The organism is Enterococcus florum (assembly GCF_004309355.1).
In the GTDB taxonomy this organism is placed as follows: Bacteria; Bacillota; Bacilli; order Lactobacillales; family Enterococcaceae; genus Enterococcus_A; species Enterococcus_A florum.
Genome location: NZ_BJCC01000003.1, coordinates 33,006 through 48,562, shown reverse-complemented (window position 1 = coordinate 48,562; position 15,557 = coordinate 33,006). Strand labels below are relative to the sequence as shown.

The 15,557-nt window shown below is 39.0% G+C and carries 14 protein-coding genes; 4 read left to right on the top strand and 10 right to left on the bottom strand.

The annotated features are described in order from the left end of the window. The 4 genes from NRIC_RS19815 to NRIC_RS02010 form a co-directional block, all read left to right on the top strand. On the top strand, window positions 1–122 hold a 122-nt coding region (locus NRIC_RS19815; protein WP_146621030.1), incomplete at its 5' end, for an IS3 family transposase. A 548-nt stretch (window positions 123–670) separates the two neighbouring features. Next, window positions 671–895 carry a hypothetical protein gene (locus NRIC_RS02020; RefSeq protein ID WP_146621029.1) on the top strand — a complete coding sequence of 75 codons (225 nt, stop codon included), beginning with the start codon at window positions 671–673 and terminating at the stop codon, window positions 893–895. 1,155 nt (window positions 896–2,050) lie between these two features. Continuing rightward, window positions 2,051–2,266 (top strand): helix-turn-helix domain-containing protein, encoded by a 216-nt coding sequence (locus NRIC_RS02015; protein WP_146621028.1) that lies wholly within the window; start codon window positions 2,051–2,053, stop codon window positions 2,264–2,266. Between the two features lie 373 nt (window positions 2,267–2,639). Beyond that, complete coding sequence (locus tag NRIC_RS02010) at window positions 2,640–2,864, top strand: helix-turn-helix transcriptional regulator (protein ID WP_146621027.1); 225 nt, start codon at window positions 2,640–2,642, stop codon at window positions 2,862–2,864. A gap of 20 nt (window positions 2,865–2,884) precedes the next feature. On the opposite strand, the gene NRIC_RS02005 is transcribed toward NRIC_RS02010, so the two are convergent. The 10 genes from NRIC_RS02005 to NRIC_RS01960 are packed head-to-tail and all read right to left on the bottom strand — an operon-like array spanning window position 2,885 to window position 15,547. Then, window positions 2,885–3,613 (bottom strand): peptidoglycan recognition protein family protein, encoded by a 729-nt coding sequence (locus tag NRIC_RS02005; protein WP_146621026.1) that lies wholly within the window; start codon window positions 3,611–3,613, stop codon window positions 2,885–2,887. Then, a complete protein-coding gene (locus tag NRIC_RS02000) occupies window positions 3,613–3,822 on the bottom strand; it encodes a phage holin (RefSeq protein WP_146621025.1) in 210 nt (69 codons plus the stop codon). Before NRIC_RS02000 ends, NRIC_RS02005 begins: the two co-directional genes overlap by 1 nt. Further along, window positions 3,823–4,200 (bottom strand): Gp23 family protein, encoded by a 378-nt coding sequence (locus NRIC_RS01995; RefSeq protein WP_146621024.1) that lies wholly within the window; start codon window positions 4,198–4,200, stop codon window positions 3,823–3,825. It lies immediately after the preceding gene. Window positions 4,201–4,260: 60 nt separating this feature from the next. After that, complete coding sequence (locus NRIC_RS01990) at window positions 4,261–6,948, bottom strand: hypothetical protein (protein WP_146621023.1); 2,688 nt, start codon at window positions 6,946–6,948, stop codon at window positions 4,261–4,263. Window positions 6,949–6,965: 17 nt separating this feature from the next. Continuing rightward, complete coding sequence (locus tag NRIC_RS01985; RefSeq protein WP_146621022.1) at window positions 6,966–7,256, bottom strand: hypothetical protein; 291 nt, start codon at window positions 7,254–7,256, stop codon at window positions 6,966–6,968. A gap of 10 nt (window positions 7,257–7,266) precedes the next feature. Then, on the bottom strand, window positions 7,267–11,154 hold the full coding sequence (locus tag NRIC_RS01980) for a pyocin knob domain-containing protein (RefSeq protein ID WP_146621021.1): 3,888 nt from the start codon (window positions 11,152–11,154) through the stop codon (window positions 7,267–7,269). Continuing rightward, window positions 11,135–11,632 (bottom strand): hypothetical protein, encoded by a 498-nt coding sequence (locus NRIC_RS01975; protein ID WP_146621020.1) that lies wholly within the window; start codon window positions 11,630–11,632, stop codon window positions 11,135–11,137. The genes NRIC_RS01980 and NRIC_RS01975 overlap by 20 nt, the downstream gene beginning before the upstream one ends. Window positions 11,633–11,646: 14 nt before the next feature. Next, the gene (locus NRIC_RS01970; RefSeq protein WP_146621019.1) at window positions 11,647–12,276 is read right to left on the bottom strand and encodes a hypothetical protein; all 630 of its coding nucleotides are present in this window, start codon (window positions 12,274–12,276) and stop codon (window positions 11,647–11,649) included. Further along, entirely contained in the window at window positions 12,277–14,835 is a 2,559-nt protein-coding gene (locus NRIC_RS01965; RefSeq protein WP_146621018.1) for a phage tail tip lysozyme, read from the bottom strand. It abuts the gene before it with no gap. 1 nt (window position 14,836) lies between these two features. Next, window positions 14,837–15,547 (bottom strand): hypothetical protein, encoded by a 711-nt coding sequence (locus NRIC_RS01960; protein WP_146621017.1) that lies wholly within the window; start codon window positions 15,545–15,547, stop codon window positions 14,837–14,839. Window positions 15,548–15,557: the final 10 nt, after the last annotated feature.

Here is a 15,557-nt window from a genome sequence, read left to right as displayed (position 1 = left end):
GCGAGGAGCTTGTCACGATGATTCGTGACTACATGACATACTATAATACAGGTCGTTACCAACGAAAATTGCAGGTAATGACGCCAATGGAATTTCACAATCACTACTACAAAGCTGCGTAGATCACCAGACACATCAAAAAAAACTACCCATCTAATCGGATGAGTAGTCCACAAAATTTTTATATTATTTCATTGTCCTATTGACGGGGTGCGCACCAAATCGGTTGAAGGTCTGTTTTTGTTTAATTTCTAGCTCTTTTTCAAAGACTTTTTTCGTATAAAAATTGATTAAATGCTAATAACTATTGACACATTATAACGTATACGTTATAATGCAAGTGTAGTAAGGAAGGGGTGAAAAAAATGAGACGAAGGCGAAGGAAACAACGTAAAAAGCTGACAACCGAAGAAAGAGTTGCACTAATACTCCTAGCGACGCAAGCGCTACAAGTAATAGACTCAATCATCGAAGCTGTCAGCGAAATAAAAAAATAGTAGAGAGAGGGAGAGTTTCTCCCCTCTCTATCTGGTATAATTATAGCACAAATGGAGGTGCTTGAAAAATGAGTAAACGCTCTGAACGCTATCTGAAAGCTGCTGTTGTACTTGGTGTCATTTCACTGATACTAAGACTTATCACAATACTAATCAAATAGGAGTTGCTGCAAATGTCAGATTACAAAACGCCTTCGTCTCAAATAAAAGCAAGTCAAGAATACAGAAAAAGAATCAGTACCGATGAAGAAAAAAGAGCTCATCGAAACTACATGAACGGAAGAAGAAATGCACGTTCCTTTATAAAGAAAGCCAAGGTTGAAGACTTACAGGAAATGAAACAATTGATTGCTGAAAGAGAGAACGAATTACAAACAGAAAAAACCTCAACCGATTAAGGCTGAGGGTCTGTTTTTGTTTAATTTCTAGTTCTTTTTCGAAGACTTTTTTCGGAGAAAAATTGATGGAATGCTGAAAAACTATTGACTTAATATATTCTAGAGTATATAATATAAATATAGAAAGGAGCTGAAGAAATGCTAGAAGATATAGAAAAAGCCGTCGACATCGTTTTCAAATTCTTAAGTAGTGTGTGGCTACTAAAGAAAATCCTAGAAAACAAGTCAGACGACTAACCATGAGGGGCTTAGCCCCTCTCTATATGTTCATTATAGCATGAAGTATTATGAAAATGAAATCTATCTATATCGTAGCACTTTTACTTGTTGTCGCCAGTCTCGTTCTAACGATTGCAGGAAAGCCTAACGAATTTTTATCATCAATTGTCAATGTGATTGTTATAGTTCTTTTAGTACGTGATATTGGAAAGGAAAAAAGGTAGTATGAAAATAGAATGCAATCTTACTGAAATTAGAGAGTACCTCTACACCTTTAAGGACGCTAGTTTAAAGTTAGAAAAGCAACCAAACTATTTTAACCAAATGTTTAAAAGGCATCCAGACTGGTTTCATAAGGACACTATCATGCACATTGGTAGGGAAAACATTATCTCGCAAGAAGGTATCGACTATTATGTGAAAAAAGCGAAACTTCGCAATCCCAAAAAACCCTCAACCGATTAAGGTTGAGGATCTGCTTTTGTTTAATTTCTAGCACTTTTTCGAAGAATTTTTTCGGAGAAAAATTGATTTGATGCTAAAAAGCTATTGACTTTATACACTATATAGTGTATTATAATAGATGTAAGGGAGATAAGAAACACCCTTAACAACAAACGAAAGGAGTCTGATATGAAATGGAAACATAGAAAAAAGAGAACAAAGAAAACAGAAGTTGGGTTCGAAATCAATCTTCTAATTTTCAAGTTCTCCATCAAAGTGAGCTGGGGGGATTAACTCCCCTAGCTTCTCTATGTATAACCATTATAGCATATCTTGTGGTTGTTATGAAAATTGGCGAAAAGAAGCAATGGCGCAAGGGTAAACTATCATTCACGTTAGAAAGAATAAAGTTTGACTGGAAGGCGCTTGTCGGTTGGATTGTGTTCATTACTTTGATTGTGTGGTTTATTTGGCTTAGATAGGAGTGGTTTGATGGTCAATTTAGATAATCTTGAAATCTTTACTGGTGCGGAAGCATCTAAACTTTTAGGTAAAGAGGCTAGTTACATTCGACAAATTTATGCAAAGTATCCAAATAGATTTCCTGCTGGTTCCATTCGGAAATTCGGTAAGGAATATATCGTTACCAAAGAAGCAATTGATGAATTAAACAGACAAATCAAAGCGAAAAGAAAACCTTCATCTTAATTTGATGAAGGTTTTTTGAAAATAATTGCTGATTTAATAAGAAAAACCATTGACATAATACGCAATGCGTATTATAATAAGAGTATAGAAAGGGGTGAGAAATATGCTAGAAGAAAAAATAATAGCTTCAATAATCGCCTTCATAACAGCCCGTCAACTTTGGCACAGTGGAACGAAAGCTAAATATGAAAGCGACATAAAGAAGCTAGAACTTCAAAAGAAGCGTAGAGGGGGTTAACCCCTTCTCTACCTTCATTCTAGCATATATTTTATGAAAAAAACAGTTGACTTGTTGCTGCTACTCTCGATCATTTCTGTCATTGTTACTGCCTTTCGGTATATGTACTATAAGAAAATTAAGTAGGTGTTTATTTTGAATTGGTTCGATCAATACAAAATTGACTTTGGATTTACTAGCAATTACAAAGTTGCTAAAGCAACAAAGATTACTCCTAGTAGTCTGACACGTTTGAGTAATTCGAAAGATTGGAGAAATGTAAAAATTGGTACTGTGATTCTTTTGGCTAAGGCTGCCCATAAATCTCTTGATGATTTTGTGGATTACTTGGCTAAGCAAGAAAAACCCTCAACCAATTAAGGCTGAGGGTCTGTTTTTGTCTATTTCTTTTCAGTAGCAACTTTCTTAATGTACGAGATTTGATCAAGGTCGGTGTGGATATGAGTGTCATATCCCGCCTGCTTCATCATAACTTTCACTCGTTCTAAGTGCTTTTCATTTTTCACATGGGTGTATTGGTTTCCTACCAACAAGTAAACATTTGGTGAATCAACTGGTCTAAATAGTAACATAATTTCTCCTCTTTTCTTTTTTGGTTTAGTATTTTGATTTTGAGTCGTATTCTGACTTGGTGTGCTTGCTCCCGCCAATTTAGCTTTAAACACATTCCAGCGGGTCCATTTGCCATCTAGGTTGAATTGTGCTGGACAATTCTTTCGTGATGCATCGTAGTGTCGTACCACTCGGCTGATTGGAATGTTGTACTTTTTCATGAGATATTTGGTCAATTCGATGGTATTCTGTTCCGTTTGAGCAGTGACCACACCAGTTGGCAAACACATTTCAATTCCGATGGAATTAACATTTGAAATGCCGTAGATTCCGTTACCATCGCCAACATGGTAAGCTCCGTGGAAATCTTCCACACTTTGCCAGATGGACGTATCGTCGACGAAATAATGTGCTGAGGCATATCTTTCGCCTCCAAAAAAGTAATCGACGTTATTTTTCGCCGTTGACCGAGTACCCACATCGTGGATGATAATGTACGTGGTTGAATTGTAATTGTAGTGATTGTAAGCACTGATCCTTCTTTGAATTGGTAGCACTATTCCTCACCTCCATTCTTATAATTTATGTTCGACAATCCTAGTGTCACACCTAAAAAAACAGTGAAAGCATTTACAATTTGCACAGTCATGTCCGTGTATTGCCACCCTAAAATGTTTCCCAGATGTTCAACTAAAACGGCCGAAGCAGGCATGACAATTAGAACGATCCATTTTAGAATATCGTAATACTTGTTTGGTAATTTCATTTAATCACCGTCCTTTCTCTGAGAATCCAAACCACTTTTAACAAGGATCAAATCAACTTTCCGATCGATATTTCCTACTGAATCAACAACTTTTTCCAAAATGACTTTTTCGCTTTTGATCATTTCATGTTGTTCCTTGACTAAGTGCTGTTCCTCTGATAGAACTTCAAGAAATTTTGTTCGTTCATCCTGCATTTTTTCACGCTCAGTCTTGCTTTCCTTCCGTGTTAGTTCAATCGTTTGGATTGCCTTCCACAAAATCCATCCAAGCGCAACGAGGACGCAAACAAAGAGCACCAAAAAGATCATTTCCTTTTCGTGTGCTCTTTCCAGCATTTTTTGTGTTCTCTCCATCGAGTCGACGATCTCATTTGCCATACTTCACCTTCTCTCCAAATGTATAAAAAAAGAACAGTCTATTGAGCGTCCTTGGTTTTCTCATAACTTTTTCATCCCATCAACAAAAAACAGGTGTTGCCCACCCTCAATAATGATTTTGCTAGGCTCACCATAGGAATCTGCATTATAAGTGTCGCTCAAAATATTTCTACTACTACCGATGTTTTGCGTTATGCGATAAACACCGAAAAGCTCGAAAGAGAGCTCCTTTTCGTCAGTGTTCATTATTTTAAATTGTCCGATCGCTTGCGTTGTACTCCCGTCTGTCTCGATAATATTGATAAAACCTTGCGGAATCATATTGCTTGACGAAGCTAAATAGTAGTTAAATTCTGTATTTGGGAAGTTTACTCGATATGGCTTGAAAAGTTTTTCTGTTGGGATCGTAGTCTTATAAAGCCCGATTCGTCCTACAGGTACAAAATCATCGCTACCTCTGAGTACCACAGAATATTTTGAAGACATATCAGGAGAGATGACTTCTGAATAAGCAGAAACTGAGATTTTTTTAGACGATGCAATTAATTCGCCATCTTTCACCAGTAATCCTTCTCCAATAGTTTTAAATGGACGATTATATACCCCAAATACCCGATCATCAGCCAACCAATCCGTTGAATAGTTTGTTGTGTTGTAATAACCAAAAGCGTACTGTGACTTTTTCTCTCTAAATACGGTGTAAATGCCACGCGTGAGATCCATTTTTTCAAACGGAACCTCTACCTCAATTCGGTCATTTTTAATTGTCCAGTCTGACTCAATAAACGTTGATCCACTTGTAACATGTAGCTCGCAATTTTCGGCAGCATACTGTGGATCGTCTGTATAAACTGAGCAAACCATTTTTTTGTTATTCCGATCGAGTAAAGTTCTAGTCGGTGATGATTTAAAGAAATTGTGCTTTAAATAGCGACTGTTTGGTAAAAAATCATCTAGCTTAAATTCCAACTCAATGTAAAAATCAACGTAATCGACAAGAGTTCGTGATCGAGCGACTCCATCCGATGCTCCAGCATAACCAATAAAATGTAACGTAGCATCCTCACCAAGAATTTGATCAAAAGAAGATCGATCTTCTTTTTTGAAGCTCAATTTTGCTACTCTATTTTCAGCGTGCTCGATCACTTCGAATTGATCACCAGTCCATAGTCCATAACCAAATAGATTTCCTGCAGCACCTTCACCGTAACCGTGAATATTACTTTCAATCTTTGTTGTTTTAGCTTTGATTTTTTTAAGAATATTTCCACTTAAAGCTTTGTGAACGGATGGGTAGAATTTTTCTAATGCATGTGCTACCGGCACACTAAAAGAGATTTGACGCATATCATTTTCGGCAAGTAAAGACATTGTATCAAGAGTATTATCAAGAGACTTAATGCGATCGTAGTTAAGCTGAGCGTTCTCAGTTTTTCTGATGATAGGTGGTCTTAATTCTTTACCGTCTGTTCGTTCGTAAAGTAATGGATTCTCAGAAAGACTAGCGCTAACTTTATCCCGAAAATCGAAACGGAAACGTCGTCTAATTTTTTCTCCTGCCATTAATTTGAATAGTTCATCAATCGTGACTAGATCGTTAAACAGGTTGAAATCAATCGTCAAATCTTTATTTGGATCTAGCATAATTCCTTGCCCGATCCCTTCAAATGGTTTGTTTAAAATCTGATGGCTAGATTTACTAGACCAGTCCGAAACGCAATTGACAGCACTATAAAAATCGATTCCTAAGTCATCAGATTTACGTCTCAATGCGACAGAATATTCATACCCGTTTTTAATTTCTGAGCGTGGCAAGTTAAAATAGAATTTATTGGAGGACGGATTGTCTTTATAGATATTGAAATCTGTAAAATCCTGTTTATATTCGGTTTTTGAATTAATGAAAAGATACAGATCATTTTTAAACTTTTCATCTAAACCAATCACCGCAAATTCAACATAATCCTTATGAGGCATATCAATCACACGCAAATTGATTCGCCTGTAATCCTCTGTTGTTTTTAATTCATTGTTAATGACTTCTAGCCCATCGCCGATCGTTTTAAAAGGCCGGTTACGGATTCCCAAAACATTATTATCTTCCATCCAATCCTTTAAAACTGAGCTAGAATTATAATATCCAAGACATTTTTCCACGCCATCAATTTTCATAAAGAATGCAACAGATAAACCCTTGGTTAAATTTAATGAGTCTAAAGGAATGCTTTTTTGAATCCGAGCACCACTGACAACAGTCCATTCCGTAATAACTAAGACTTCTGTTGAAACTACTCTTGCATACACATGCTGCCCAGCAAAATCTGAAAAAGGCGTGTATAAACTGATTGTTAAATCATTTGCGTGTGGGGATAAGATAACACGAACATGGGTACTTTGAATGAAAACTGCTGGATCAAAAGCAAGATCTTTACTTGCAGTCACCGTCAATCCATAGCCTACCTCTTGAAAAGGCTTATTGTTAATAAAATCGACTTGGTTTTCATTGAGTTGTTTCCAATCGACCTGGATTTGCTCATTACCGCCTGTAGATTTTACTAGCGGAACAAGTCGGGTTCCATCGTTACTCAAGATATAAGCCTCGTTGTTAGGCAAAACATAGGCATGGTTGCGGTCAGGTTTTTTCACGTCATTCAATTTTGTGATCGGAACAAAAATATAATCATGATCGCATTCTGCTGGAACAGTTGGTCGCTGTGCATCTGATCCACAAATGTAAGGTTTTCCCATCTACATCTTTTCCCCTTTCAAAATATCTGCAAAGCATAAAGCGCATTCAGTAATTTCAGTCCCAAGGCCTCATCATCGCCTATATTCGAACACTGAATTAATTTTTCTAACGTGCTTCTTGTTTCTTCCGGAAGGCTATCCCTTACAAGCGCCATCCAGTTTTTGGTTGTCGCATCATATTTTTGCTGTTCGATCGGAATTCCTTTAAGTGGTGGAACATCAGTATAAGGAACCGACGGAATAAGATGATCCATCATTTCTCCCGCATATTCTCCGCCTGTCGATCGATACTCATAGAATTTTTTCATTCGTATCCTCCTATAATCCATTTTTAGCTATAACCGTCAAAGACCCAGTACACCAAAAACCTGCTTCAAGGTCTTGATTTGCAACTAATTTGTCATCCTCAATTGTAACCGTCTTTCCAGCAGACAAATCGCTTCTAGGTGCATCATGTCTAACGATCGTTGAGGCTGGGATTGCAGCTTGAAAACGAGGTGGAAGAACCAAAATTGTTTGCCCAGCATAAATTGTTCTATCTGGTTGGAAATTGATTTCGCAATACACTTGATCTGAGAATCTTGCTAAGTGAATCCTCCCATCTTGGATGCCATCATAGTTGTGATTCCCGTAATTGATCGCTTCGATATCTCCTGCAACAGCTAGACGTTTCCCATTGTAGGTAGGGCGTGCCAAGAAATTTTTCGCTCCTGAAACAGATTGCGGTTGTGTCAGATTTACGACTTCATCTTGAAAGGCTATTTTTCGCCAAGATGACCACCCCGTTGCGCTCTTCATCCTGACGCTGATACCATCCCAGTGCTGGAACGTTTGAACAAGATTTGGCGTATCTTTATGAGGAATGACCGTTAAGTATCCAAAGCAAGCAGTGAGTGGTTTATTGGCACCTCTTCCTGTTGTAGAAGAAACATAATATATTCCGGAAGCTGTAATATTATTCCAATCCTCTTGATCAATTACTTTAGTTTTTCGAAATAAAGCACCTTCTTCTAACTCAATTGTTTTGGCTAACCTATGCCATGCTTTCCATGTTGGAGGATTTCCTGCGTATGCTCGAATGTATTCTTTTGGAAATCCATCTTTTGCGGTACTGGTCAACTTCTGAGTCGTATACGTTTCCCCTGGCAATTTGAAAACTTCTAGAAAGCCCCAAACTGCGGATGTTCCTAACTCACTAGGAATATTTGCGCCGGAAGCATTATTCAAATTGTAGACACCAGCGTCTGTAATTGTATTTAAATCCTGTGTATTAATTACAGTATTTTTTTGATTTATAGATCCTTTTTCCAAATCATCAGCAGTTACGTTTTTTACCCACTCTTTCCAAACACCGTCGTGCATATGGCGAATCCAAAATGAGCGAGTACCTCCATCATTTAATACCCATGCAACTTGTGTCACATATTTGTCGTTATGCTTCATTACTTGAACAAACCACCACCCATTTACAGCTGAGTGCTGTGGAGCGTTGCCTAGCGCACTTCCCATGAAAGTTCCTGATTTCTTCAAGTTGTTTAAGTCGCCAGTATAACTTGATACATTTACATTAGAATAGCCGTCATCATTGGTTTTACTTGATAGCTTGGACTCTAAAAAGCTGTCCGTCACAAAATTTTCCCAACCGCCCCACTTAACATTGCCGTTATTGTACTTTGCTAATCTAAATCTTGGTCTAGTACCACCATGATTATCATCATACGGTTGATATATTTGCATGGAACCTCCACCACCAGAATATGATTTCGTGGTAGTGACGACCCCGTAACTCGGCCAGCCGTCCTCAGCTCTTACGAAAGTAACTGATGTACCCAAAGGGTATGTATCGATTGAATCTGACATTTTTTTGGTTAAATAACCTAAATAGATTTTTTTTTCGAAATCTGATACAGTTAGCAACTTCTGCCAAGAAGACCATTTGTTGTTAGCAAACTGCCGCATATATGTTTCATTTGGTTCAATTCTTTTAAACACCTGATGAACCAGACCTGAAGCGTTGAAATTCACTTCCAAATAACCATAGACACTACCGGTGTCCAGTGGCCTATTACTTCCCGTTGTTGAAGATACTCGATAAACCCCTGCAGCCGTAATTGTATTCCAATCTTGTGTAGTAACTGCGGTGCTTTTGTTGACGATCGCTCCTGCCTCAAACTCGCTACCTTTAGTGTTTCTTTCCCATACTGACCATTTAGCTGGATCACCAGAGAAAGATCGGAAATACTTAGTAAATCCACTATCAAACTCTTGAAAAATATATCCGCCGTAATTGTAGACAGTCAAATAACCGTAATTAGTTTGATTTGTAGGTTTGTTTGAACCACTTGCGTTGCTTGCGTAATAAATTCCGCTAGTGGTTATTGTATTCCAATCTTGCGTCGTAAGAGTTGTATTGCTGAAAATGAGCGCTCCTCTTCCTAAAGACGGTAAATCACTCATTCTTGCTAGTCGCTGCCATGCTCCCCAGCCAGCGGAAGAATAATCTCTTGTGTAAACCATCGAAGGGTTAACTCCATTAAAGGTTTGTGTAATCATTGTTGAGTTAGGATTTTTATTAACCTCCAACATTCCCCAAACAGCTGCTGTCGGTTTATTAGAGCCGCTGCCAGATGGGGAAGCGACAATATACACCCCCGCTTTAGTTAAGGTATTCCAATCTTGTGCAATAACTCTTTCGGATGACATAATCATCGGACCATCTTCAAAATCGCTGGTCATCGCAGCTCTTTTCCACTCACTCCATTTTGCGGGACTCCCAGTATAAACTCTCATAAACATCAAGGAGGAATCAGACCAATATACTTGAACTATGCCCCCACCAGATTTCAACACTTCAACATAACCCCAAAGATTTTGTAAAGGTGGTCTGTTATCTCCAGTGGAGTTTGATAATTTATATATTCCAGGATCTGTTAGATCATTCCAATTTTGTGTTGTTATTTCGTCATTCTTAAAAATCAAGGGTCCTTTTTCGAAATCTGGTAGATCATCTAGCATTGCAACTTCTGACCATTCGCTCCAACTGTTGTTGACTTTTGATCGGATTTTAAATGCTTTTGTGTTTGGATCGTTTAATTTCCAAGCGACCTGCGTAGTATATAACTCATTGTGCTTCATAGATTGCACGAACCACCAACCGTTGCTTGGCGCGTTTTCGGCCTGATATACCATAAACGTTCCCGATTTTTGTAAATCATTCAAGTCTCCGACGTAACGAGTAACAATGTCATTAGAATAACCATCGGTGTTCGTTTTTGTTTTCAACTTAGCGTCTGTTTCTGTTTTAGTGTAGGCATTAATCTGAGCTGCCGTCACTGAGTGCGGATTGTCTTTCTTATTTGCGTGGTTATCCGTATATGCTTTTGCAGTTGTCAAGGTTGTAGAATCTTTTGAATCAACCTGAGTTTTTGTATACGTGCCAACCTGTTCAGCTGTGACCTTGTGAGGATTGTCAGTTTTCCTAGCATGTTCATCCGAATAATTCTTTGCGCCTGCTAAAAATTCAGTATCTTTTTCGTCAATTTTCTCTTTCGTATAGGTCCCGACCTGCTCGACGGTTACTGCATGAGGGTTGTCTCTTTTGGATGAGTGCAAAACAATTGAATCATAGTCTTTTACAGATAGATTTCCATCGTTGACCTCAAGGCCATTTTCGATTTTACTGAAAGGTTTATTTGCGACCGATCGAGGATCAGTGGGCGGCGCATCCCAATCGCTTTGGACCTCTTTTTTTACATTGTCTAAATCCAATGACAAGGTTCCATCACTAGCGATTTTCAGATTTTCTCCAACCTTAATACCACCTAAAAGGGTCTTACTCGCAATTGGCAACTTGTATCTATACTTTTCAGATAGAATCAGCTTTCCATTCGAGTCAAACTCGATTCCTTCCCCTGCATCCACTTCTAAAAGTAAAACAGGGTTAGAAGGATTTGGATTTACCTTGATCGTCAATCCCTTTCCAGTATCATCAAATAGCGGATTATATTCACCTAATGAACCAATGCGGATCACCTTTGTTCCGGCATAATTCAAAATGTACACATCATTATTGGGCATCACATACGCATGATTTCGATCGGGCTTTTTAATGTCTTGCAGCCGATTAATTGTAGTAAATACATAGTCGATGGGACAACAGTCATTCGTTTTCGGAGAGTAGCCGTATTTACAGATTACTGGCTTCATCGATCAAGCCTCCTTTGATAATGTCTGAGAAACAAGCAGCGCATTCAGTGATTTCGGTTCCTAAAAAGGCGCACAGTGTTTTGATGAATAAAGCATTTTTTCTCAACGCCTTATTTAATAGTTCTACATCGTTAGCACTCGCTTGCCATGCTTCAAAAGCGGTCATTGATGCCATCGCTAAGTGTTTCACCTGACACCATTTTTCTTTGTCGCCGTTGGACCCATATAGTTCATAGAGATAGAGCATGTCCTCCCTGCGAATTTGAGCCAGTTCGATGATTTCATCCTGCAACTCACCTATTAGTGAAAATTGTTTCCCCAATACCTCAGGATCGTCTATATCAATCAAGCCGTTTTCAATTTCAGACGTGCGTTTTTCGATTAGTGTTTTCACATGTAATTCTGCTGCAGCCATTTGAACCATTGATCGGATCAAGTCCTCTGCAATCCCATCCGTTGAATGTTTGTTTTCCGCCATCATTACCACTCCTTCTATCTATTTGTATGTGAATATTTCAAATAATTCACCAACGTTGCATTGAAAGTACCAGTAGCAAACAATTCCACTTTCTTGTATCCGGGTGATAGCACTACCCCTCTTTGCCAATCCCACAAATGTTCTACCGCCTTCAACACATCGAAGTTTTCAAAGCCTTCATTAGGAAAAACACCCTCACCATCAATCCAGTTATTCGGATACTGCTTTTTAAAGGCATCCGTCATGTCTATTCCGGCAATTTTTAAGCGGACGTTCTGTACTGAACTACTGACCAATGTGACCCCAGCGTCCAAAGTGTGATTGTGCGGGTTTGGGTTGACAGTATGGGTTCCATTTGCTGACTCAGTGACAGCAATGGATGCCATACCAGTTGCACCCCTCCCACCTATTGGCATAGCGAAAGGACTGATAATGATCTTAAATTCAAATCGTTCGAGATAAATTAGATCTGGTGTGATTGAAATATAAAAAGTCGCAGGGTGAGCACTATCACCTTGCGACTTGTGTTCTATTCCAAAAAGATCAACAACTTGATTGCGACGTTGCAGACTTTGTTGCTGATTTTCTTCTTTCCTAGCAAGCGCATGAGCCGCTAAGCGTTCGAATACTTTGTCCCTTTTCACTTAATCACCCCGATCCATTCGAATTTCTTTTTCTAAACGAATGACGTTCGTTTCTGCTTGATCACGACCAAAATCATAACCAATTTTGGTTAGATAGAACCAGTCATCTTTTTTTAGCATATCTTGAATATACTCAGAACATGATTCATCAATTAATGATTGATAATCATAGAGAAACCGAACACGATCGCCTACATTCAGATCCTGCGGCAAGCGTTCCACTGTCATTTCAAAATAGATTCGATACCTAGACTGCTTTAGCCTTTTCACTGCTGCTTCATACGCTGTTCTTGCTGCCTTTGCTCTATCTTCATCTGAAATGGTTTCGCCATTCACCGAAAATGGAGCCAAGTCGTTAAAGCTGAAAGTCGATTCTATAAGCGTATTGCTTTCACGTTTCACGCTTTCTTCATCAACAACGGTGTACTCAATTGCGTTGTTCGGAGCCAACTTCGTATAATTGACGTAATCATAACCACGTTCATTGTTGATCGCATTTCGCAAGATGCGAACTGGAAAACCTTTGATTTGACTTTTAGCTTCCAAGAAAACTTCTCGCAAGCTCATTGAGCTCATACCGCTGTCAGACTTCTCACCGTATACCGTAGCTGCATTCACTACATTGCTGTTTTCAGTTGTGATTGTCGGTTCTTCAATGATTCGAATGTTTTGTCTGCTGCTTGGTTTCGTAGAAATTGTGTAAAATTTCTTTTCGCCAAATGTCCCGATTTCCAATAAGCGCCCAAAGAAAAAACCGACACGCCAATACACGTCATCGGTTAAGTTACAAGTTTTCGTTAAGGCGTCCAATTTTGTTTGCCGGCTATACACATAATCTATGCTTCGTTTTGCCGCATCTTGCAAAAAGTCCACATGCCATTTTTTCGAATATCTGAAATCATAAGTGGAAAAGATGTCCATAATTGTTCGGTTTTTACAGGCTAAATTAGTAGATAATTGACGATTGTTCCACTCATCAATTACATGAATCAATGGAACAACAATAATGCCGCTACCGGTGTCTTCTTCAACATCCAAAGCAATACCTTGAAAAACCTTATTGTTGATATAGAGTTTTACTTCTTCGCGGCCGATGAAGTATTTCTTGTAATAAATCGGCAATTCGATTTCCGTTTCAGGAACATACATCAATTCATTTTCCCAAGATAGGTTGTTGAGTATCTTTGTTCCTCTCGCTTTGACGATTCCATTTTCTAGGATTTCAAACCAGAATTTTTCATTTGTTTGAGCGTATTCGTCGATTTCAGCATCTTCAGCAGGTTCATACATTATTAACCCGTCGAAGATCAGCTCGTCTTTGTTGGCCCCATCTGAACGTATTCCTTTCAAATAAACCGATTGATCTTTTTCGGGCTTATATTCGATTTCAAAACCGCATTGCTCAACACCTTCTATATCCTGATATTTTTCCTTTATGTCTTGTCGCTCTTTTAATTCGATATCAAAAGTCTTTAGCACCTTGTCATTTGTAGCGTCAATAACCTCAATCGTTTGCTGCGGTTTATTAGACGAAAAATGCCAGCCTTTTGCGAAAAGCTTTCCCTCTTTGATTCCGAATTCTTCAAGTTCACCAGCATTAATAAGCTCTTTCTTTTCTTCATTGCCGGGTAACTCCACCCCTTCAGGATCTTGTTCATACTCAACAAGGAATTGATACCATTTTTGAGCCGAAGCCTGTCTTGACTGTAGCCGTTCAACGCCAGCTCTCTCGAAGTTTCTAAGGAATGCAAGAGTGAGCTGGTTGACATCTGTTCCTGCTTTGAATCCATCAAATGTACGTGGCTCTACAACACCTATCCATTGTCCATTTGTCATTCCCCAATGGCCCAGCTTAACTTGTGCCTCCATTGATCGGGGATCGCCTTCTATTCCTGCGTTCCTTAGCAATCGAGTGACGTAGGCGATGCCAGATTCGCCATAGTTTGGACTTGTCCATTGAAAAATACCAAAGCCTGGACCTCCGCCAAGTTCCGCAGTATTTGGCTTCAATCCTGACTCAGCGTCAGCATTACCAGCTTTTGCAGCGATTGCTTGAAGCGAATAGCCTAACGGTCGAAGAATTTTGAACATGGTGATAACGTTCTGCTCCACTTCTGTAAACGTGCGACGTGGTACGGTTGTGCCGCCATTATTACTAGGATCATGATAGATCGTATGCGGCGGATTAGAATAACTATGACTATTTGCGTAATTATCAACGGAAATTCCATTTGATCCGGCATTACAGTGGATTATATCTTTTTCATTTATAAACATACCCGTATGCCCGGCCGCCCCACCACTTGAACCTCGAACGCCCCAAATGAAAATATCTCCCTTTACAGGCGATGATGTTTTTTTCCATCCAATTGCCTCTAAATCATTAAAAAGGGTATCTGTATAACCCATTTTTCCGGGCGGGAAATATCCGGCGGCGACCATCGCAAAATAGACAGATGAAGAACAATCATATGCATTCGGTCCGCGACCACCCATGTAGTAGTATACTTTACCTTGACGTTGAATAAACCACTGAATCGCTGTATTAATATTCCCCATGCTACTTCACCTTTTTACGGCCAATTACCACGAATTCGATTGGTACAGGAAACGGAGCACTTCTACCGGGAACCCCGTCAAGAGTTTCTCCTTCAATAATGTACGTATCAAAATTGACAATATAGTTGTCACCTTCCCTGTAATTTTCCTGAATCGCACAAGTCACAGCATGAACCCGATCGCCTACCACCTGTGGTTGAGCAAGAACACATTCAACGATATCCATTTCGGCCACAGGAATGCTAATAAAACATTCGCCCCCTTGTGGTGACCCTGAGAACCACATCCCACGTTCGTTTAATGAAGAGATTCTATAAAATTTTTTTTCCGGGACTGTGAACTCATAATTTTTTGTGACAGCGATATAACCATCTTTGATCAAAAGTTCTTCGAGCTCTTTAAGCTTTTTCCATATTCCACAGATAGCGCAGATGATTCCTTTGAACATGTTCCACAAATTCCCCATTAGATGACCTATAAATGGCTTGTAATCACAGTCGTCATAAGCAGGAAGTCTTTCACCAAGATTCCCAATTAGACAATCATTCATGTCATTCAAGTCTTGGCAATCATCATGTTTTTCTTTTAAATCTGGATTTAGACCAGTGTTGTTCTGTAATGATTTACACTCTTTATCACCGATGCCGTATTCGACTGTTGATAGACTTGTTTCTTCTAATCTCGAACACGCTGAGCATTTTTCTGCCATCATATCAATCCTT